The 20,702-nt window shown below is 37.4% G+C and carries 20 protein-coding genes; 6 read left to right on the top strand and 14 right to left on the bottom strand.

The window, feature by feature from the left end; genetic code table 11:
* Window positions 1-25 precede the first annotated feature (25 nt).
* The 6 genes from uvrB to CHB68_RS15240 all read right to left on the bottom strand — a co-directional run bounded on the left by uvrB (window position 26) and on the right by CHB68_RS15240 (window position 8,708).
* Entirely contained in the window at window positions 26-2,017 is a 1,992-nt protein-coding gene (gene uvrB / locus CHB68_RS15265; RefSeq protein WP_089262192.1) for an excinuclease ABC subunit UvrB, read from the bottom strand.
* Between the two features lie 159 nt (window positions 2,018-2,176).
* Window positions 2,177-3,646, bottom strand: coding sequence for a T9SS type B sorting domain-containing protein (locus tag CHB68_RS15260; RefSeq protein WP_089262190.1), 1,470 nt, complete (start codon window positions 3,644-3,646; stop codon window positions 2,177-2,179).
* Window positions 3,647-3,661: 15 nt separating this feature from the next.
* A complete protein-coding gene (locus CHB68_RS15255) occupies window positions 3,662-5,095 on the bottom strand; it encodes a T9SS type B sorting domain-containing protein (RefSeq protein WP_089262188.1) in 1,434 nt (477 codons plus the stop codon).
* A gap of 4 nt (window positions 5,096-5,099) precedes the next feature.
* A complete protein-coding gene (locus CHB68_RS15250) occupies window positions 5,100-6,866 on the bottom strand; it encodes a T9SS type B sorting domain-containing protein (protein WP_089262186.1) in 1,767 nt (588 codons plus the stop codon).
* A gap of 95 nt (window positions 6,867-6,961) precedes the next feature.
* A complete protein-coding gene (locus CHB68_RS15245; protein ID WP_089262224.1) occupies window positions 6,962-7,795 on the bottom strand; it encodes an ABC transporter permease in 834 nt (277 codons plus the stop codon).
* Window positions 7,796-7,805: 10 nt separating this feature from the next.
* Window positions 7,806-8,708, bottom strand: a complete 903-nt coding sequence (locus CHB68_RS15240) for an ABC transporter ATP-binding protein (RefSeq protein WP_089262184.1) — start codon at window positions 8,706-8,708, stop codon at window positions 7,806-7,808.
* A 91-nt stretch (window positions 8,709-8,799) separates the two neighbouring features.
* Here CHB68_RS15240 and CHB68_RS15235 point away from each other — a divergent pair, with 91 nt between their 5' ends.
* Window positions 8,800-9,882, top strand: coding sequence for a hypothetical protein (locus CHB68_RS15235; RefSeq protein WP_089262182.1), 1,083 nt, complete (start codon window positions 8,800-8,802; stop codon window positions 9,880-9,882).
* Window positions 9,883-9,962: 80 nt separating this feature from the next.
* On the opposite strand, the gene CHB68_RS15230 is transcribed toward CHB68_RS15235, so the two are convergent.
* From CHB68_RS15230 to CHB68_RS15205, 6 genes are read right to left on the bottom strand one after another with little or no spacing between them, the layout of a single operon-like run.
* The gene (locus CHB68_RS15230) at window positions 9,963-11,021 is read right to left on the bottom strand and encodes a nucleoid-associated protein (RefSeq protein ID WP_089262180.1); all 1,059 of its coding nucleotides are present in this window, start codon (window positions 11,019-11,021) and stop codon (window positions 9,963-9,965) included.
* A 60-nt stretch (window positions 11,022-11,081) separates the two neighbouring features.
* Window positions 11,082-11,579, bottom strand: a complete 498-nt coding sequence (locus CHB68_RS15225) for an IS1096 element passenger TnpR family protein (protein WP_089262178.1) — start codon at window positions 11,577-11,579, stop codon at window positions 11,082-11,084.
* On the bottom strand, window positions 11,569-12,639 hold the full coding sequence (locus CHB68_RS15220; RefSeq protein ID WP_089262176.1) for a COX15/CtaA family protein: 1,071 nt from the start codon (window positions 12,637-12,639) through the stop codon (window positions 11,569-11,571). Before CHB68_RS15220 ends, CHB68_RS15225 begins: the two co-directional genes overlap by 11 nt.
* A gap of 1 nt (window position 12,640) precedes the next feature.
* On the bottom strand, window positions 12,641-14,065 hold the full coding sequence (locus tag CHB68_RS15215; RefSeq protein WP_089262174.1) for a CCA tRNA nucleotidyltransferase: 1,425 nt from the start codon (window positions 14,063-14,065) through the stop codon (window positions 12,641-12,643).
* 4 nt (window positions 14,066-14,069) lie between these two features.
* Window positions 14,070-14,630, bottom strand: coding sequence for an L-threonylcarbamoyladenylate synthase (locus CHB68_RS15210; RefSeq protein ID WP_089262172.1), 561 nt, complete (start codon window positions 14,628-14,630; stop codon window positions 14,070-14,072).
* Between the two features lie 13 nt (window positions 14,631-14,643).
* Window positions 14,644-15,474: a zinc-binding alcohol dehydrogenase gene (locus CHB68_RS15205; protein WP_089262170.1), complete on the bottom strand. Its 831-nt coding sequence runs from the start codon at window positions 15,472-15,474 to the stop codon at window positions 14,644-14,646.
* Window positions 15,475-15,572: 98 nt separating this feature from the next.
* On the opposite strand from CHB68_RS15205, the gene CHB68_RS15200 reads away from it, so the two are divergent.
* Window positions 15,573-16,391, top strand: a complete 819-nt coding sequence (locus CHB68_RS15200; protein ID WP_089262168.1) for a glycosyltransferase family 2 protein — start codon at window positions 15,573-15,575, stop codon at window positions 16,389-16,391.
* Here the strand turns inward: CHB68_RS15200 and CHB68_RS15195 are convergent.
* A complete protein-coding gene (locus CHB68_RS15195; RefSeq protein WP_089262166.1) occupies window positions 16,373-17,167 on the bottom strand; it encodes a glycosyltransferase family 2 protein in 795 nt (264 codons plus the stop codon). The two genes, CHB68_RS15200 and CHB68_RS15195, sit on opposite strands and share 19 nt — an antisense overlap.
* 255 nt (window positions 17,168-17,422) lie before the next feature.
* Entirely contained in the window at window positions 17,423-18,238 is an 816-nt protein-coding gene (locus tag CHB68_RS15190; RefSeq protein WP_089262164.1) for a 2,3,4,5-tetrahydropyridine-2,6-dicarboxylate N-succinyltransferase, read from the bottom strand.
* Window positions 18,239-18,339: 101 nt separating this feature from the next.
* On the opposite strand from CHB68_RS15190, the gene ruvX reads away from it, so the two are divergent.
* Genes ruvX through CHB68_RS15170 form a run of 4 tightly spaced genes read left to right on the top strand, consistent with a single transcriptional unit; the run spans window position 18,340 to window position 20,516 of the window.
* A complete protein-coding gene (gene ruvX, locus CHB68_RS15185; RefSeq protein WP_089262162.1) occupies window positions 18,340-18,756 on the top strand; it encodes a Holliday junction resolvase RuvX in 417 nt (138 codons plus the stop codon).
* Entirely contained in the window at window positions 18,753-19,436 is a 684-nt protein-coding gene (locus CHB68_RS15180; protein ID WP_089262160.1) for a DUF1919 domain-containing protein, read from the top strand. The genes ruvX and CHB68_RS15180 overlap by 4 nt, the downstream gene beginning before the upstream one ends.
* A gap of 2 nt (window positions 19,437-19,438) precedes the next feature.
* Window positions 19,439-20,029, top strand: a complete 591-nt coding sequence (gene def, locus CHB68_RS15175) for a peptide deformylase (RefSeq protein WP_089262158.1) — start codon at window positions 19,439-19,441, stop codon at window positions 20,027-20,029.
* 58 nt (window positions 20,030-20,087) lie between these two features.
* On the top strand, window positions 20,088-20,516 hold the full coding sequence (locus tag CHB68_RS15170) for a DUF5606 family protein (RefSeq protein ID WP_089262156.1): 429 nt from the start codon (window positions 20,088-20,090) through the stop codon (window positions 20,514-20,516).
* Window positions 20,517-20,702: the final 186 nt, after the last annotated feature.

Here is a 20,702-nt window from a genome sequence, read left to right as displayed (position 1 = left end):
TTTGGGATTTTTAGTTTTGTTTTTTCTAATCATCTTGGTTTTGTAATGCTTTTATCTCATCCCTTAACTTTGCCGCTTGCATAAAATCAAGTTCTTTTGCGGCTTTTTCCATTGCCTTTCTTTTGTCCTTGATCATCTTCTCCACTTGCTCTTTGGTCATATAATTCAGGTCTGGTTCTGCAGCACGTAATTCCTCTTTAATAAAGTGATAGGTGGAGACGGAATTCTTGGATAATACATTGTCCAAACTTTTGTTCAGGGCGGTTGGGGTTTGGTTATTTTCGGTGTTATATTTTATTTGTTTTTCCCTTCTGTAATTTGTCTCATCAATTGTTTTTTGCATACTTTGGGTTATCGTATCCGCATACATTATTGCCTTACCGTTCAAGTGCCTTGCGGCTCTTCCAACCGTCTGTGTCAATGATCGGTTACTGCGTAAAAAACCCTCCTTGTCCGCATCCAAAATAGCCACCAAAGAAACCTCTGGAAGATCCAAACCTTCACGTAAAAGATTGACCCCGATCAGGACATCAAAAATACCTTTTCTAAGATCTTGCATAATCTCTACCCGTTCCAGGGTATCAACATCACTATGGATATACCTACACCTAACATTGATCCGGTCTAAGTACTTTGCTAATTCCTCGGCCATTCTTTTGGTCAATGTTGTAACCAAGGTACGTTCATCCTTTTCTACCCGTTGTTGAATTTCCTCTACCAAATCATCAATTTGATTTAAACTGGGCCTGATCTCAATTATCGGGTCCAATAATCCAGTAGGTCTGATCACCTGTTCCACATATACACCTTGACTTAATTGAAGTTCATAGTCCGCAGGTGTTGCACTCACAAATAAGACTTGGTTTTGTAGTGCTTCAAATTCCTCAAATTTTAAAGGTCTGTTATCCATTGCCGCGGGTAGCCTAAATCCATATTCAACCAAATTCACCTTTCTTGATCGGTCTCCCCCGTACATAGCATGTACCTGTGGTATAGTAACATGGCTTTCATCGATTACCATTAGATAATCGTCCGGGAAGTAGTCCAGTAAACAGAAAGGCCTTGTGCCGGGCTCCCTGCCATCTAAATATCTTGAATAGTTCTCAATTCCTGAACAATATCCCAGTTCACGAATCATTTCTAGGTCAAAATTAGTACGTTCTTCCAACCTTTTGGCCTCAAGTGGTTTTGCTATGTCCTTAAAGTATGCTATTTGTTTTACTAGGTCGTCCTGTATTTGATGAATGGCATTCTGCAATACATCCTTAGAGGTAACGAACATGTTGGCCGGATATATGGTAAGTGAGTCATATACTTCCAAAATATTATTGTTGAACGGGTCAAACGCTTCAATTTCCTCAATCTCATCGCCAAAAAAATGAATTCTGAACGCGTGGTCCGCATAGCTTGGGAATACATCTACCACATCGCCCTTTACCCTAAAATTACCATTTTTAAAATCTGCCATGGTCCTGGAATAAAGAGACTGTACCAATAGGTGCATAAGTTTGGTCCTAGCAATGACCTGGTCTTTTTTTATTGATATTACATTTTTTTGAAATTCTACTGGGTTACCAATACCATATAGGCAAGATACTGAGGCAATCACAATAACATCACGCCTTCCTGAGAGTAGTGATGAGGTGGTACTAAGTCGTAATTTTTCAATATCCTCATTGATGGATAGATCCTTTTCTATATAAACACCGCTTGTAGGTATAAAGGCTTCTGGTTGATAGTAGTCATAATATGACACAAAATACTCTACCGCATTATCTGGGAAAAATTGTTTAAATTCTGAATATAATTGTGCCGCCAATGTCTTATTATGGGCCAATATCAACGTAGGTTTTTGAACTTGCTCGATTACATTCGCAACGGTAAATGTCTTTCCGGAACCAGTAACCCCTAATAACGTCTGAAATTTTTCTTCCTCATTAAGGCCTTTTACCAATTGTTGAATGGCATTGGGTTGATCACCTGTAGGTTTAAATTCTGATACTACTTTAAATTTCATGTATGTAAGTGCTCTTTTAAATGGGGCGTTGTGCCTTTATCCAATTATCTATTCTTGTATTATGGTATTGAGTGGTATTTGGGGTATGGTAAAACCAATCCTCTAGTTAAAAATACAAAAGTCAAGAACTATAATAGACGTATTATTAAAGGATTTCTTTCAACGCTTTAGTGAAAAATGTCCTAAAATATCTTGTCGATTGATAAATGTGGCCTTAAACCAGTAATCCGTCTCCGGTAGGGGGCTGTTGTTAAAATGACCGTCCCATCCTTTGCCGTTAGGGTTGATTTGATGTATAAAGTTCCCATACCGATCATAAATAAAAATGAGGTCTATGACAGATTCAAAATTTTCTGGGGGCTGTATAAACTGCCAAAAGTCGTTTATACCGTCACCATTTGGCGTAAAAAAGGATGGAAAATCTTTGGTGTCAATATCCCTATCCACTGTTCTTTGGGTGATGCCGCAACCGTTTTTATCCCGCACATATGCCATATGTTGGCCGTACGGAATCCCGGTAAATATTGGGGAGTCTTGGTAGGGGCCATCACTATCGTCCAATGCGTATTCATATTGCCCCCCTCCTGTAGCAACTATGGTAATATCCTTGCTATTTGTGAAGTTTAAAACATCGATTTTTATAATCGTAGCTGGTTCTGAGGATACTACATCAAAAAGTTTGGAATTGGTGCATTCAATTGTTCCATTTTCCGTTTCAATTACGTTAAAGGCTTCTAGCCGATATCGTCCAGGGCCTAAAATATCAACATTTCTTGATTGGCTCAACAAGGTCTCTTCACTACCACTATTGGTTTTGTACCATCTAAATCCGTCCGCAAGGTCATTGGTCATAATTCTATATGGTAGTTCGTCACTACATATACCTACCGTATTGGGCAGTTCAATTTGTGGGGCAGGGTATATATATGTTCCGGTAACATCATCTATATAGGGGTCACAGATATATAGATCCATACTAGTAGTAAAAACTTCCTCTATGCAGCCCGTAGGTGCACCATGTTCATTATAGGGAGTTACCGTAACATAAATATTTGCATTTTGTGGAAAATCATTTGGGGGGTCGTAGCTTAGTGTATTTTTCATGTCCAAGGCATTAACGATATCCGAACCATTTGGTTCCGTACCTATGGATAAAATGTAACCGGTAGCCGTGGGTGCGTATGCCCATTCAATATCCGTTATAATAGTTACACTGGCTGCATTATTATCCGGTGTCACTAAAATGGAGCAACCTGGCGGGGTAGTTACGGGTATTGTGGTAAACGAGATTTCCTGACAGCCAATAGGAGGTCCGTCATATGGAACAAGACTTAAAGTGGCGTATAACAGACTGTTGGCAGGTAAACCTACTGGCGGTGTATAGAATGTATCCGTTCCTATTGGTTTTGCATTGAGGATATCCTTTCCTTGGGGAGTAGTGCCTATGGACAATATATAACCATTGTATCCAATAACTTCAGCCCATGTAAATGTAGCATTTACGGCAATGTCCGTGTCGCCATTTAAAGGAAAGGTAAACTCTGGGCAATCATTTTGTGCAACAACTAAGGCGTACATAAATAACATAACCAATGAATTTGTACAACGGAACCATTTTTTTAAATTCATTTGAATTTGTCTAGGTTAACGTTTTAGGCTAAAATGTCCCTTAATCATTTTGTTGGAGAACATTTGGGCCTTAAACCAATAATCAGCCTCGGGTGCATCCTTACCATTAAAAGTACCGTCCCACCCATTTGTTTGTGGATTTACCTGTGCCAATAAGTTACCATACCTATCGAAAATATGAATATATTCAATGTTAGGGTCCTTTTTGCGCTTCTCCTCGGTAATGTTCCAATAATCATTAATGTTGTCTCCATTGGGCGTAAAAAATGCCGGGAAATCCTTCGGTTCCAATTTTTCTTCCACGGGTCGCTTACTTAGGCCACACCCTAGTTTATCCCGAACATATACAATACGGTCTCCAGGGGCAATACCTATAAAAACAGGGCTATCCTGAAATCCAAAGTCAGCACTTTCCAATGAATATTCAACGGGGGTTGGACTTGTTGCCACGACTTCTATCCGGTATTGATCGGCATCCCTTGAAATTATAACATTTTCAATTACCGGTATGTCTGAATTGACAACTTCGAATATTTTACTGACCGGACATTCTATAGTGGCTCCAAATTCAGATACGGTATTGAACAATTCCAACCTGTAGAACCCTACTTCGTTATATTCCATACTTGCCGTATTGGATATGACTTGTTCAGTGCCGTTTTCATTTAATTTATACCATCTATATCCCCTTGCGATATCATTGGCCGTGTAAATAGCATTTGGAGCGGATGTACAGAATGGTATCTTGTCCGGCATGGAAATAGAAGGAAAATCATTGGTGTTGCATTGTACGGTGGGCACCCCCGTAGTAAAGGATTCTTCCGTACAGTTGAGCGCCATACCGTACTCATTAAGTGGAACGACCCTTACATATATGGTCTGATCTAAGGCAAAATTTTGGTCTGCCCTGTAAAAAAGAGTGTTTCCGGTTTCGTGGTTTTCGATAATGTTATAATTACCTGGGCTTTCACCAATTGATATACTGTAGTTGGTGGCTCCATAGGCATAGTTCCATTTAATATTTGTATCTACCCTAACTTCAGATTCGCCATTTAATGGAGAGGCCAATGTGGTACAATTTGGAGGTTCGGAAATAGATGCGGTATCAAAAACTTTTAAGGGGCATACCTTGATAGGTGCATCGGGCAAAAAAAGACTAATGGTTACGTAGATACGTGTATTGGCGGGTAAGCCTATTTCCGGCTGATAATAATTATTCAGTCCAGATGACCTTCTATTGATAATTTCACCTCCGCCAGGGGTTGTTCCCAAAGAAACCAAATACCCAATAATTCCGTCTACTTCTGTCCAGGTAATCAGGTTGTCCAAAGGTACATTGATGTCACCATCCAAAGGGGAAGTCATTGTAGGGCATTCTTGGGCCAAGCTAAGCGACATATTGAGGCCAAACCCTATGTAAATAATAAACAAAATGTATTTTTTGTTCATAATATTACCTTTTCAATGAAAAATGGCCTTTGAATATTTTGTTGGAGAACATTTGGGCCTTAAACCAATAATCTGCTTCAGGCAATTGTTTGCCATTATAAGAACCGTCCCAACCATTGGAGTCGGAGTTGAAGATAAAGATCAGATTGCCATACTTATCAAAAATATGAACAGTAGCAATCTTGTCATTATTTAATTCTAATACGGGTAGATAGTTCCACAAATCATTGATTCCATCACCATTTGGTGTAAAAAAATCAGGAAATCCATTGATTGTAGGATCATATTCCAATATTCTAGATGCTGTACCGCATCCATTTTTATCGCGTACATACACAATGTGTGTTTCTAATGACTGTCCGCTGAATAAATTTATATCTTGATAAGGTCCCTGCTCATTATCCAAACTATATTCATAATCTCCTACGTTATCGGTCATTATTTCATAGCTTAAAGAATTGGCTTGTTGGGTTACCACCACATCCTTGATGGTTGGTTGGACAGAAATTTCTACTTCAAAATAGGTAGTTGTGGCGCATTCAAACGTATTATTGGCATCATTAATAATATTGAAGGCCTCCAAGGCATAGTTGCCCTCTTCTAGGATTATAATTTCTTTGGTCGTGCTTAACAAGGTCTCCCTTCCGTTCTCTTCCACTTTGTACCATCTATAACCATCTGCATTTATTGGTGCAGTAATGGTATTATTGGAGGTATTACTGCAGAGCGCAATTTTTTCAGGAAGGGTAAATTCTGGATTAAGTACGGTCAGTTCCCCTGAAACCATATCATAATAGGGGCCACATCCAATTAAAGTGGAAAAGGTTTCTTGAGGGCAACCAAGGGCATCACCTGCTTGATTAAATGGAGTAATGGTTACGAAGAAAGTTCGGTTGGGTTCAAAATCAATAATTACGGTAGACGTTTTGTAAAATATTGCATTGTCTAAAATGTTACTGTCAAAAGGAGAAGTGCCAATAGTTATCCTATAGCCGGTAGCATTTTCAACAGGGGTCCATTCCAGAAACGGGCTGAGGGGAACATTGGTCTCTCCGTCCAAAGGAGTAATCAAACTGGAACAATTGGGTAGTTGTGCTTCTGGCGCCGTTATAAAGTTGAACGCGGTGCAATTTATTGCTGTTCCCAACCTGTTGTAGGGTAAAATTGTTATGTAAAGGGTCGTTTCCGCCGGAAAATCATTGACCGGGTTATAGGTCAAGGCATTTGCAACATCCAGATTGTCTATAATTTCCCTGCCATTCATTGTAGTACCAATGCTTATTCTGTATCCGGTAGCGTTTGGTGAAGCCGCCCATATAATATTCGTTGCAGGGTTTACATTGTTTGCGTTATTTAAAGGCATCTGAAGGGTGGTGCACTGTGGAATTTCGGTTAATGGGCCAGTTGTAAATCTTTGCGTTTCGCACACTACGGTAGGCCTATTAAAGAAAAAGAGCGATATGGTTACGTATACCTCTGTATTTTCAGGAAGACCCAAAGGCGGCGAATAGGTAGTGGATGCTCCAACATTTTTTTCGTTTAAGAGATTTGTTCCGCCAGGGGTGGTACCAATGGATAGTATATAACCCGGAACCCCGGTTATTGGTTCCCAATTGATTGTAGTATTGACATCTACCTGGGTAGCTCCATCCAATGGACTTAACAATTTAGGACATTCTTGGGCAATACATAAGGAGCTCATACATAACATCAGGAAAAATAAGGGCATAGCCAATATTCTGGATAGTTCCAAGTCCTGTTTTGTTTTCATAGCGTGCTCGTAATCACTACAATATACTATAAAAAGAAAATTATGTCTTTACAATTCTGTTTAAATAAGTCTTAAGGTCGATGTAGGAACTGAAATTAAAGATCACGTTTTTTAAGTAGGGCATATGATAAATACACAAACAATGCCGTCCATACCAGTACAATGAGTACTTCATACCAGTAGGTGTTATAATTCAGGGCAACCTCGGTACCTATTTGGTTGGCTACGGATTGCACAGCGCCCAATCTGGAGAACGGTTCTTTTATAAGATTGAACATTGATTGTAGCGGAAAGAAATTCATAATGATATCCGTGGTTTCTTCATCAAAAAATTTCCAACGTAATATTCCCCTAAAAATACCTTCAAAAACTTGCCATAAAATCAAGAAGCCCAAGGCAAACGCGGAACGCTTTACCAAAATACCCAAGAAGAGGCAGAATGAGAAAAAGCCCATGAGTTTAATGAAGAAAATGGGAAGAAATTTTAAATCTGTAACTATGATCATAAACTCATTGTAATCACTATATACCAAGCCCAATATTAAGGATACTACAAATACGAATATTGTGGATATCAGTGAAAATGAAATTACGGTCAAAAATTTGGACAGGATAAATTCTTTTTTGGACAAGCCGTCTATCAAATTCTGTTTTATGGTCTTATTGCTGTATTCGTTAGACATCATACTCACAATAACAATTGCTAAAAACAATTTAAAAAAAGCCGTTATGAAGGTATTGAAATGCCATATATAGGGAAAGTTGAAAATACCTTGGTCCGCCAAATGAAACTGTACGGGACCTATATCAAATTTTATGGCCGCAAACAGCGCAATGGAAGTCAAAAGGGCAAAATAGGAAATGATCAGTACCTTGCTGGCCCTGTTGTTCCATAATTTTATAAATTCTATTTGTAGTAAACGTATCATTGGTTGTGTTTTAGGCGGTTGCATTTTTGGTTAGTTGTAAAAACTGCTCTTCCAAACTTTCTTTTCTCTTGACAAGGTGAGATACCACAATGCCGTTTTCAAATAGTAATTTGTTCAATGTCTGTGCATCCAACTCTGCGGTTAGAAATGCTGTTATCAATCCGTTGGAGTGTTTAACCTCCCCAAAATTAGAATTGGATTCTAAATATGCGGTCAATGCGTCCATGTTGGTCGTCTTTAATTCAAAGAAGCCAAAACTGGCCTGAAGACTGTCCACCCTACCAGAATATAATTTTACACCCTTTCTTAGTATGATAACATGACTGCAGACTTTTTCCACTTCGTCCAATAGATGGGAGGCTAAAAGTATGGTAGTGCCCTGGGCGGCTATGGTTTTTATAATTTCCCTAATTTGATGAATACCCTGTGGGTCCAAACCGTTGGTTGGTTCGTCCAATATTAGTATCTCCGGGTCATTAAGTAGGGCGGAGGCTATGGCCAAACGTTGCTTCATTCCTAAGGAAAAAGTTTTGAACTTACTGTCTTTCCTGTCCAAAAGGCCAACCAGATCTAATTTCTCCTCGATTTTGTCTTCTTTTACTTCCTTTATTTTACATACCAGTTTAAGGTTCTGTACCGCGGTCATGTAGGGATAAAAGTTGGGTCGTTCTATAATGGCACCTACTTTTTTCAGGGCATTGTGTGTTGACAATGCGCCATTGAACCAGGCAAATTCGCCGCTGGTTCTGTTCACTACATTTAAAACAATGCCCAATGTGGTGGATTTTCCGCTACCGTTAGGGCCTAGAATACCATAAACGTTACCTTTCTCAATGGTGAACGATAAATCTTTAACGGCTGTAAGCGACCCAAATTTTTTGGTGAGGTTGTGTACGGTCAGTATAGAATTCAAAATAGGTTGATGTTTTTTGATTGATATACCTAGTTGACGAAGAAAGCCTAACTTTGTTACAAGTTATACCTTAGTAATTTATATCAATAGTATGTCAGAAGAACGTTTAATGTCTAAAAAGAAACCGGCATATCCCGTTAGTGAGGCCCTGGATGGCTATTTGGAACATTATAGCAGAAAAACGGAAATTCCTATCTTTTACGAAGACTTGCTTCGTTTTTCCGGATCTGTAGTAGTATATGACAATGAGGACGAGGATACATTATGGATCAGGGTATATTATTCTGAATATGATAGAAAGGAAATAGATGATTCCCTTAAAAAAGTGTATTCCATTTTACATTCCGATGGTAGTAATAATATTAATCAATACCTCAATGTAGATGCAGTCGATTTTTGCACTTTTGGTAATTCTAAACCGTTCCGGATAAAAATCAGGAATATATTGAACGACAATTTCACCTATTTCTATATTAAAAAGACAGATGCTTCCCGTATCTATGGGTTGGAGCTAGAACATATGCTATCTCCCTATAACCTTAACTTTTTAGTATATAAGGATACATTGATAGAGGAACATATTGCAGGCATTCCCGGAGATGAGTTTATAAAAACAATGTTACCCAAATGTACAGAGCCAGAAAAGGCCCAATTGGCCAAGGAGTTCGTAAAATTTAACGAACGGTGCATGATAAGGCTGTTGGGAGACATGCGGTCATACAATTACGTTATTGTACCAACCCATGATTTTGATCATGTAGTATACAAAATACGGGCAATAGATTTTGATCAACAATGCTTTGAAGGAAAGCTAAAAATATATAGACCACAGTTCTTTAAGGAGAACTATAAAATGGTAGAGTTGGTCAGGAACAAATTAACGAGGGATTCCGTAGATCAATATAAACTGGAAGAACGTTCCATGGTGGCCAAACGTATCTTAAGTTCCGGGAACAGAATAAAGAAACTTAGGGCCATATGTAAAACAGATGTAATATCTACCGATCAAAATATTAAAATGTTGCGAGACCAGATAGAGGAACTGACCATGGATATGGATTTTAAGAATTGTACCACTATGGGCGAAGTATTGGATCTGGCACTCAATTTTGTGAGAAGAAATTATGAGGATGTTAGTTTAAAACAGATAATGGAGAACAACATCAAGATTTGACCTTAAATTCTAAAAAACAATAAAGACCGCTATACAATAATATATTGAATAGCGGTCTTTATTTGAGTAAAGGCACCAATTTAACTTTTCTGTTCTTTGTTGAAATACACCAAATAATAATACATTTGTCTTTCCTCATCCCATCCTTTTTCCACGAATTTCTCTGCAGATTCAGGATTGATAAAATCCAATTTAATTTGAATATTGGTATCTAAATTAATGACATTCTTGATTTTTTTACGGGCATCTGATACTGCTTTGTTGGCAATGTCAAAATTAGAAACATCCTCTATACTGTATTTAGGACCTTTTTCCGTTTTATAGTGTTTGAATTCCGGAATCAGTTCCGGATTTTCCATGACTTCGTTCAAGAATGAGGATTCTTCAAAAGAATCATTTTTTGCAAAATGGTTAACCGCACGGTTCATGAACAACACTTCTTGTTGTTTGTCCTCTGCGGGAAGAACCACATCCTTGGCAAAATTTTGGCAGAACTTAAGGTAGTTTTTGGTCTTGAAATTGTCATCGGCCAAGGGGTCTACACCCAAAAAGTTCTCTATCCAATATTTAGTATCGTATTTGTTACTGTCTACTGACAATACTTTATAACCTTCTTCCTTATCGACATTAAAAATTAAGCAACCCTTATCCAATTTATTGATATTAATGCCTTGTTGTATAATGATATCCAAATTGGAATCTTTTTCCTCAAACTGAATAAAATCATGTTTAAGCTCACTTTTGAAAATACCCAACGCATCTACTTTTTTGTTGTCCAAAAGCAAACCGGTAAGATAAGCTACATAAACCTCTCCGCTCTTGATATGGGGGTGGTTGGATTGTTCAAAAAGTAAGGAGGCTATTTTTTTGGAATTTATGTGCGCAGTTGAAGGATCGGCAAAAATTGCACTTGAAATCTTATGAAGCTCATTGAACTCCACATCTACCTCATTGGCCAGTTTATAATAATTTTCTTCCTTTTCACGAAAAGGCTTAAAGAAATATTCCTTTAATAAACCAGTGGTTTCATCATTAAGTCTAAAAGGCTCCTCAGATAAGAAAATGCCCTCATTTTTATTTTTATTACCAACTCTATGAATAGAAATACTTTCAATTTGGGTTGCATATAAGTTGATCATATAATGTATTTGTTTAAAGGGTTGTTCTGCTTTTAAAACTTGTGAAAGTTGTACATGTTCCTAGTTCCAATTTTCATCGAAATCAAGGTCGTCATAACTATCGAAGGTATCATCAAAATCAAAAGCACTTTCATCTGCCTCAAACTTTTTTTCTGGTGGTGTCTCGGGCAATTCGCCAAAGGAAAACAATACATTGGGATAGGCCCTACCATCTTCTTTTTCTTCAATATCGGCCAATTCAACAAAAAATGTCCACATGTTCATAAAATCATAGACATAGATTAATTTTGGACTCTTTTCTGTCATGATATCCTCTAAAAAGGTTTCGTTCATCAACCTTACATTAGATCCAGATTCGCTCATGTCAAAAAGTGCTATTTCCTCGTCTTGTCTCCATTCTTCGTCACAGGTATAAAAAGAAGCCATTTCATTGCCCAGAAATCCAAACGCCTGTGTAATGGCGTTATGAAAATCTTCTAATGAATTATGCGATTCTATTTCCAAATCTCGGAAAATATCGTCATCAGCATCTAAAATTATACGAATTTTATAAATCATACCGTCTTTTTTGTGGGAGGGCAAAGTTACGAAGTTTTGGAGTTTTTCTAGGCATCAATGCATCTAAAACAATGTAAAACTGCACCCCAAAGAGAATGGACGCAATGACCAGATGAAGCGGCTGACTGGTAACCGGAAAATTAAGATAATTCATTGCCATACCGGTAAGGACCTCAACGCATAACAAGAAAAGTACCCAGTATATTTTAATATGGCCCAAGTTCAATTTAGTGATCCTATAGGCCAAATAAATATTGGTGGCGATTACCAAAATGGAAAAAGATCGGTGTATGTAAAATAAAAGTTCCGGATTCTTTAACCAGGAACTTTTGGCATCATACCCAAAAATATCTATTTGCTCATCAATAAATTGTCTTACTTGCGTACCCATTATAATTTGAACAAGGGTAATGCCCAATGCAAACAAGCAAAGATATAGGGTGTTGTTATCGTAGTAAATATGCTTGTTTTCGGTATTGGCCAAATATATAATATAGAGTAACAAAGCTACAATCACCAAGGCCATAAACATATGTACCGTAATCTTCACCGGTTCTAGAACGGAGTATACCACCGTAGCACCCAACCATGCTTGAAAGGCCATACCAAAGACAACCAACCAAGCAAATATTGGAATACGTTTTTTCTTTTTCCAATATTTTATGGATGCTATGGCCAAAATTAATGTGGCCAGGCCTGCAACCGCTCCTATCAATCTATTTATATATTCTATCCAAGTATGCCAAGGATTAAATTCTGCATAATCATGTTTGGTGTACAATTCCCAATGGTTTGGATTGAACGTTTTTTGTGTAGTAAAGGATTTTTTCGCAACCTGTAAAGTTTCGCGCCAAATGATTACCTGACCTTTTTCAAAGGATTTATTTGGTTTCCATTGTAATTCCTCAACTTCTGTTGGCGGTATATAAAAACCAAAACATTTTGGCCAATCTGGACAACCCATGCCGCTACCGGTCATCCTAACGACCGCACCGGCCACAATTACTAGATAAACTAAGATTAAAGATATCTTTGCAATTCTTCTAAACGTAATGACCATACTACTTTGAAATTTCTAGTCCTAATTCTTTACCCTTAAGATACATAAACTTTTTGGCCGCTTCATATTCATTTAAAATTTCTCCTTCCAAAATAGCTTCTTTGATTGCTTCCTTGATGATGCCAATTTCCTTTGAGGGTTTTAAGGAAAAAGTTGCCATGATTTCCTCTCCACTTATTGGTGGCTGAAAATTTCTTACGTGATCTCTAGCTTCTACTTCTTCAATTTTTTGGCGTACGACCTTAAAATTTTGTCTGTATTTACGTTGTTTTTTTGGGTTCTTGGTGGTTATATCCGCCTCGCATAGTGTCATTAAATCCTCTACATATTCACCGGCATCAAAAATAAGCCTGCGTACGGCAGAATCGGTTACATAATCTTCTGATAGTACAATTGGTCTTGAGCTCATCAGTACCATTTTTTGAACAAATTTCATTTTATCGTTCAAGGGCATCCTAAGGCGCTTAAATAATTTGTAAACCATTTTGGAACCCACATACTCATGCCCGTGAAATGTCCAACCAATTTTTTTATGGAACCTTTTGGTTGGTGCCTTTCCTATGTCATGCAATAGGGCGGCCCATCGTAACCATAGATTATCCGTGGCCTGAGCAATATTATCGACGACCTCTAATGTATGCCAAAAATTATCTTTGTGCTTTTGACCCTCAATTTCTTCTATACCCTGTAATGCCGTTAGTTCAGGCAAAATATAGGGTAAAAGCCCTGTTTCATGTAACAGTGATAATCCTACCGAAGGTTTTGGACAAAGCATGATTTTATGGAGCTCGTCCAATATACGTTCATTGGATACTATTTTAATTCGTTCCTTATGTTCAGTGATCGCCTGTAATGAGGGCAAGGCAATCTGAAAATTTAATTGTGTGGCAAACCTTATGGCCCTCATCATGCGCAACGGGTCATCAGAATATGTTATGCCAGGTGCTAAAGGCGTTTTTATGACCTTGTTCCCTAAATCCTCCATTCCGTTAAATGGATCGACAAGGAAACCATAATTACCTTTGTTCAAAGAGAGGGCCAATGCATTTATGGTAAAGTCGCGCCTTTTTTGATCGTCCTGCAAAGTGCCATCCTCTACTATTGGCTTTCTGCTATCTCGTTGATAGCTTTCTTTTCTGGCCCCAACAAACTCCAGTTCAATGCCCTCACTTTTTATCATGGCCGTTCCAAAATTTTTGAACACGGAGACCTGTGGATTGCCGTTCAGTTTTGAAGCTACTTTTTCAGCAAGTTTAATACCGCTACCAATGGCCACGACATCAATATCTTTTGGCATGTCCCTGTCTAAAAAGTAATCCCTGACAAAACCACCAATAACATAGCAATCTACCGCAAGTTCCTCTGCGGCTTGGGATATAGTTTGAAAAATAGGATTTTTTAAAGCATCTATATAGCTCTCTTGCATGTCTTTATTCTCGAATAATCTTCACGGTATTATCATTAGATAATCTAATGATCGATGATGAGGAACTATTCTGTTTCTCTCTATGCAAATTTACCACATAGTCCACACCTTTTAAAATGGCTTCCTCTATATTTTGGAAACTTTTTGGTGTGGGATGACCCGAAATATTGGCCGAGGTAGATACGATAGGTCTTTTAAATTTCCCAATAAGATATTGGCAGAATTTATCCGTTGCAACTCGGATGGCCAATGTATTGTCCGGTGCAATGAGGTTTTTGGCAACCCCACGCGGTCTATCATAAATAATAGTTGTCGGTTTGGTGGCCAAATCAATTATATCATAGGCAAGTTCAGGAACTTTTTCAACATGTTTTTCCAACATGGCATCATTGGCTACCAAACATATTAATGCCTTACTGTCATCACGTTCTTTTAAGGCATATACTTTCTTTACGGCTTCCGCATTGGTAGCATCACAACCAATACCCCAAACGGTATCAGTTGGGTAAAGGATAAGTCCACCGTTTTCCAAAACTTCTATGCATTTGTTGATTTCCTCTGTCATTGTAAATTGTAGATTAAAGAAATATTTCTGGTTCTATATTGAAATGCTGGGTCAGTGCACGCCATTGTATCCTGTTTTTATCCTCGCCAATATTTAATTTTTTAAGCGATTGTTTTTGTGACCCAATAATAGGTATGGGAGCTTTTGTCCTATTTTCGGCCAATTTGGCTTGCGTTTCATTAAGTACGGCCATTACCTTGAACCACAGGTCGTCTGCCTTAGGTGCAAGTTTTAAAAATAGACTTGTATTCATTACTTGCTCGGAAAGGCTTTTTGGAGGGTATAGTACGCCCTCGGCTCCAATTGGTATTACTGCAGTGCTATTGATAGAATTGTGTTTTGGATATAACCAATTTTTATAAGGTAGTACATGTCCCTCTTCATTATAGGTAATATATCTGGTCTGGTTTGCAATGATGGTATTAGGATGTAGCTTGTGTTCTTTATATAACAACTGTAACCAATTTTCTCTATACATCATATCATCATCGCACGTAACAATGGTGTCGTTGGGATAATGTTCCAGACTATGGATTAACTTACGATGAGAGCAGGTTAAATGTGAATATTTTATTTCAAATATATCCGATTCTAAGTGTGATAGTCGTTTGGGAATCTCCGTTTTCAAGGACTGGTGCAACCATAACACTATTTTTTTAGGTCTTATATCCTGATTTAGTAGGCTCCTTATAGTTAAATGGAGCGTGCCTAATCTAGATGGTATTGAAGTCAAAGAAACAATTACGGGAACAGGGTCTTTTTCCTTCTTGTTCATCCTAGAAGGGGAAATAGCTAAAAGTTTGGCTGAGGTGTAAATTGATACAGGTATTTCTTTTAACTTCATTTTACAATGCTGTAATTTGTCCTTTTAAAAATTAGACCGTCTTTTCTGCATCAAAGATAGATAAGACTTTTATATTTTTGCCGTAATTTACAAGTAGCATGGAGATTCCTAAAATTAGTATCATTGTTAGTACCTATAATGCCGAAGAGTGGTTGAAAAAGGTGTTATGGGGCTTTGAACAACAGATCTTTAAAAATTTTGAGGTCGTTATTGCCGATGATGGTTCCGGGCCGGCTACAAAAAATCTCATCGCGGAAATGTCCAAAAAGGTGCATTACCCTATTGTTCATGTGTGGCAAGAAGATGATGGTTTCCAAAAATCAAGAATTTTAAACAAGGCGGTTACCGCGTGTACCGCGGATTACATTATAATGACCGATGGGGATTGTATCCCTAGGGAAGATTTTGTGCAGGTTCATTATATCAACAAGGAACCAGGATATTTTATATCTGGGGGATATTATATGCTTCCCATGAATATTTCAAAACTTATCACTCTAGAGGATATTGAAAAGCAACGTTGTTTCAATATACACTGGCTCAAGGAAAAAGGTATACCCCAAACATTTAAAAACAATAAACTGACCGCCCAGGGGTTTATTTCCAAAATATTAAACTGGATAACACCTACCAATGCCAGTTGGAACGGACATAATTCATCTGGGTGGAAAAAGGATATTGTAAACGTCAATGGCTTTGATGAGCGTATGCAATACGGTGGTCAAGATAGGGAGTTGGGGGAACGTCTCTTTAATTTTGGTATTAAATCCAAACAACTTCGTTATAGTGCAGTTTGTGTGCACCTAGACCATAAAAGAGGATATAAAACCCCAGAGTCTATCGCAAAAAACGTAGGAATACGAAATACTACCAAGAAAGAGAAACGGGTGTGGACGTTCTACGGCATTACCAAGTAATAGGCCAATTCATTCTTTTGTTCCAATCGCTTTAGTTCCTTGTAACGTTCAAGTACGCCCAAAGCATTAAGATAGCAAATGATAAACCCTTTTTTGCCATCTAGGACTCCTAAGCGCAAAATGTAGTGGTTAAAGAATTTCCATCCGGTCTTCAATACCATTTTTACATAATTGTATTGCTTTTCTTTGTAGAAAGACTCAATGGCCTTTAAGCGACCATATTTAAGCATTTTGCCTTTGTAATCCTCGTAATTTTTATAGCAATAGTGCACTAATTTTTCCTTGAGAATACCAGATGTGCCATTCACATCCAATGTTTCATGAACTATTTTGCAGTCGGAAAATTTTACTTTGCTTTTTCTGAAAAGACGATAATTCTTATCGGTCTGCCAACCGCTATAGTTCAACTTTTCATTTTTGAACATGAACTGTCTGTAGAACCAAAAAGCGGAAATTTCCGTTTTACTGGAAATAGTGGTCAATATTTCCTGCTGCAATGCACTGGTCACTATTTCATCTGCATCTAAAAACAGTACCCAATCATTGGTTGCCTGTTTTAAAGTAAATGATTTTTGTGCAGTGAAATTTTCAAACGGGTTCTGTATTACCTTTACTTTTGGATGGTTTTTTAAAAATTCATATGTGCCATCCGTACTAAAAGAATCCACAACAATGATTTCATCTGCAAATGAAACGGATTCTATACATTTTTCAATGTATCCCATTTCATTATATGTGATGATCAATGCTGTAAGTTTTTCTTTTGCGGTAACCATAAATTTCCAAATTGGTAGGTTTACTCAAACCGGAGTGAACAAAGTTATAACAAAAAAGGAATTAAAAAATTGTGTAAACGACTAAAATTCTTACAAATTCCCTATATAGCATTTGCTTGTTCCTACATATAATATAGAGGTAATTTTTTTAAATGGTTGCGTTTATTTTCAAACAAAATGGCCTAAAAAATAAACCTCTCCAATTATCCGTTGGTAATCAGGTAATTGGAGAGGTGATATATAGTTGTTAATTATTTAAACAGCAACATCATATTCTCTCAACGCGTCATTAAGTGAAGTTTTTTTGTTGGTACTTTCCTTTCTTTTTCCAATAATCAACGCGCAGGGAACATTAAACTCTCCTGCCAGAAATTTTTTGGTATAGCTTCCAGGAATAACTACAGAGCGTGCAGGTACCAACCCTTTTCTTTCCACGGGTGTTTCACCGGTTACATCAATAATCTTTGTAGAAGCGGTCAATACTACATTTGCGCCCAATACGGCCTCTTTTTCCACACGTACGCCTTCAACGACAATGCACCTAGAACCTATAAAGGCATTGTCCTCAATGATTACCGGAGCAGCCTGTAATGGTTCCAGAACCCCACCAATACCCACACCACCACTTAAATGAACGTTTTTGCCTATTTGGGCACAACTACCAACGGTGGCCCAAGTATCTACCATAGTGCCCTCATCTACATAGGCACCAATATTGACATAACTTGGCATTAAAATAGTACCTGCGGAAATATATGATCCATGTCTTGCCACGGCATTGGGCACCACACGGATACCTTTTTCGGCATAGCCTCTTTTCAATGGCATTTTATCATGGTATTCAAAAATACCGGCTTCCAGAGTCTCCATTTTTTGTATTGGAAAATACATGACCACTGCCTTCTTGACCCATTCGTTAATCTGCCATCCATCGGTTGTTGGTTCGGCACACCTAAGCTCGCCTGCATCCAATAAATTAATTACTTTTCTAATTTGTTCTTGGGTGGCGGCCTCTTTTAATAGGTCTCTGTTATCCCAAGCTTTTTCAATATGTGCTCTCAGTTCTGTCATTTTCTTCAAAAATTTTATCAAATATAAGTTGAAGAAGATGAATTCACCATTCGCAAAAGCACATATAACAAATTATCCTTTATTTTTGCCAAAAATTAAGTTTGGGAAGGATTCTTGCAATTGACTATGGAACTAAGCGAATTGGCTTGGCGGTAACTGATGAAATGCGGATGATAGCATTTGGTCTTACTACTGTAGAGACTTCCAACATTTTTTCTTTTTTGACCGATTATTTTAAGAAGGAACACGTTTCATTGATCGTAGTAGGGGAGCCTAAACAAATGGATAATTCCTCATCAGAATCTGAAATGTACATTCAACCTTTTGTAGAAAAGCTTAAAACAACTTTTCCTACCATAGAAATAGAACGTCATGATGAGCGGTTTACCTCTAAAATGGCCTTCCAGACCATGATTGACGGCGGACTAAAGAAGAAGCAACGGAAAAACAAGGCATTGATAGATGAAATCAGCGCAACCATAATTTTACAATCGTATTTAGGAAAAAGTGGTATATGATGTTGCAACGATTGGAAATATTCATAAAGCGAAAATTCCGCAAAATATTCTCTTCCTTTTATCAAAAAAATGATCGGGACAGATTAAGGAATACGGATTTTGTATTGATTTCTAGAAATTGCTGGGGAGGACAAGCATATCAATGGTTGGGAAAACCTTATAATACTCCTTTTGTTGGACTATTTCTATATGGCCCTTGTTACATGAAATTGCTGCGTAATTTTGATGAATATATACATAAGCAATTAAGGTTTATTGAAATTTCTAAATATCCAGATGCTTATAACAACCACCCTATAGGCTTACTTGGCGATGTTGAAATACATTTTCAACATTATGACAATGAAAATGAGGCGCGTGAAAAATGGGAGAGAAGAAAGCAACGAATGTTAAAAGTGTCCAAGGATAATTATTTTTACACCATATGTGATCGGCGTAACGTTACTTCTAATGACATTAAGGAGTTTCACGAAATGGATTTTAAGAACAAATTGTCTTTTTCATTTGAACGTATTGATGGTTTATGCAACCGTCGGCATATAAAATTTATAAAAGACCCTTTGAAGAAAAAAGGGAGTGCACCCAACGGCAAAAAAAGATTCAAACTAAGTTTTTTGTATTTTGATATGATTCGTTGGTTAAATGATAAAACTGTAATTAGAACAAGATTTAAAGCGTAAATATGATTTTACCCATTATTGCATACGGTGATCCCGTATTGAGAAAAGTTGCTACGGATATTGATAAGGAATATCCAAAATTAAACGAGTTGATTTCCAATATGTGGGAAACAATGTACAATGCTAGCGGAGTAGGACTTGCAGCGCCACAAATTGGACTTCCCATTCGTTTATTCCTTGTTGATACCACACCTTTTTCAGATGATGAGGACCTTACAAAGGATGAGCAACTACAATTAAAGGATTTTAAACAAGTGTTCATCAATGCCAAGATAACCGAAGAAACAGGTGATGAATGGGCGTTTAACGAAGGTTGCCTTAGTATACCGGATGTTAGGGAGGATGTAAATAGAAAAGGTACCATACAGGTAACCTATTTAGATGAAAATTTCAAGCAGCATACCAAAACCTTTGATGGTCTTTTGGCCAGGGTTATACAACATGAGTATGATCATATTGAAGGTATTCTCTTTACGGATAAATTATCTGCATTGAAGAAAAGAATGTTAAAGGGCAGGTTGACAAACATATCCAAGGGGAAGATTACAGTAGATTATAGAATGAAATTTCCAGCTTTAAAAAAAGGACGTTAATTCTCTTTGTAATTAATAGAAAAGTATAATCTTTGTCGACTTAAATTTAAAATATACTATGGGTTTAGAGAAAATATTGTCCGTTGCTGGAAAACCAGGTTTATATAAATTGATAACACAAACCAGGACAGGATTTGTAGCGGAATCATTATTAGATGGTAAGAGGGTTACGGTAAGCCTACGTAGCAGTGTAAGTGTACTTTCTGAAATAGCTATCTATACCCTTGAGGAAGAAGTACCTTTAAGAGAGGTTTTTCAAAAGATACAGACCAAAGAAAATGGGGGTAAGACTGCAGTAGGCCATAAAGATGAAAAAATAAAATTAGAGGAATACTTTTTTGAGGTGTTGCCTAATTATGATGAGGATCGTGTATATGTAAGTGATATCAAAAAAATAATACAGTGGTACAATATACTGGTTGATAACGATATAACGGACTTTACAAGCGAAGAGAAAGATAAGGAAGCAGCTTCTGAAGAAGAATAGCAATACTCTAATAGAATTTAAAAAGCCTCGATTTTAATAAATCGAGGCTTTTTTGTTTATCGATAAAACGGTTTCAACGACAGTTAACGGTAATTCCCCGATAGTTTCCTTTCAAATAACCTAAAACACAAAAGATTCAACGTAATACTCTAGACCTTAGCACTATAAATTAGTGTTCAATGTAGT

Source organism: Maribacter sedimenticola, assembly GCF_900188415.1.
GTDB lineage: Bacteria > Bacteroidota > Bacteroidia > Flavobacteriales > Flavobacteriaceae > Maribacter > Maribacter sedimenticola.
The sequence above is the reverse complement of the archived record's forward strand: the minus strand, read 5'-3'. Positions and strand labels throughout refer to the sequence as shown.

Excerpts from the sequence above, each read along its gene's own strand:
- uvrB (WP_089262192.1), bottom strand. The coding sequence starts at position 2,017 with ATGAAATTTAAAGTAGTATCAGAATTTAAACCTACAGGTGATCAACCC.
- CHB68_RS15260 (WP_089262190.1), bottom strand. The coding sequence starts at position 3,646 with ATGAATTTAAAAAAATGGTTCCGTTGTACAAATTCATTGGTTATGTTA.
- CHB68_RS15255 (WP_089262188.1), bottom strand. The coding sequence starts at position 5,095 with ATGAACAAAAAATACATTTTGTTTATTATTTACATAGGGTTTGGCCTC.
- CHB68_RS15250 (WP_089262186.1), bottom strand. The coding sequence starts at position 6,866 with ATGAAAACAAAACAGGACTTGGAACTATCCAGAATATTGGCTATGCCC.
- CHB68_RS15245 (WP_089262224.1), bottom strand. The coding sequence starts at position 7,795 with ATGATACGTTTACTACAAATAGAATTTATAAAATTATGGAACAACAGG.
- CHB68_RS15235 (WP_089262182.1), top strand. The coding sequence starts at position 8,800 with ATGTCAGAAGAACGTTTAATGTCTAAAAAGAAACCGGCATATCCCGTT.
- CHB68_RS15230 (WP_089262180.1), bottom strand. The coding sequence starts at position 11,021 with ATGATCAACTTATATGCAACCCAAATTGAAAGTATTTCTATTCATAGA.
- CHB68_RS15225 (WP_089262178.1), bottom strand. The coding sequence starts at position 11,579 with ATGATTTATAAAATTCGTATAATTTTAGATGCTGATGACGATATTTTC.
- CHB68_RS15220 (WP_089262176.1), bottom strand. The coding sequence starts at position 12,639 with ATGGTCATTACGTTTAGAAGAATTGCAAAGATATCTTTAATCTTAGTT.
- CHB68_RS15215 (WP_089262174.1), bottom strand. The coding sequence starts at position 14,065 with ATGCAAGAGAGCTATATAGATGCTTTAAAAAATCCTATTTTTCAAACT.
- CHB68_RS15210 (WP_089262172.1), bottom strand. The coding sequence starts at position 14,630 with ATGACAGAGGAAATCAACAAATGCATAGAAGTTTTGGAAAACGGTGGA.
- CHB68_RS15205 (WP_089262170.1), bottom strand. The coding sequence starts at position 15,474 with ATGAAGTTAAAAGAAATACCTGTATCAATTTACACCTCAGCCAAACTT.
- CHB68_RS15200 (WP_089262168.1), top strand. The coding sequence starts at position 15,573 with ATGGAGATTCCTAAAATTAGTATCATTGTTAGTACCTATAATGCCGAA.
- CHB68_RS15195 (WP_089262166.1), bottom strand. The coding sequence starts at position 17,167 with ATGGTTACCGCAAAAGAAAAACTTACAGCATTGATCATCACATATAAT.
- CHB68_RS15190 (WP_089262164.1), bottom strand. The coding sequence starts at position 18,238 with ATGACAGAACTGAGAGCACATATTGAAAAAGCTTGGGATAACAGAGAC.
- CHB68_RS15180 (WP_089262160.1), top strand. The coding sequence starts at position 18,753 with ATGATGTTGCAACGATTGGAAATATTCATAAAGCGAAAATTCCGCAAA.
- def (WP_089262158.1), top strand. The coding sequence starts at position 19,439 with ATGATTTTACCCATTATTGCATACGGTGATCCCGTATTGAGAAAAGTT.
- CHB68_RS15170 (WP_089262156.1), top strand. The coding sequence starts at position 20,088 with ATGGGTTTAGAGAAAATATTGTCCGTTGCTGGAAAACCAGGTTTATAT.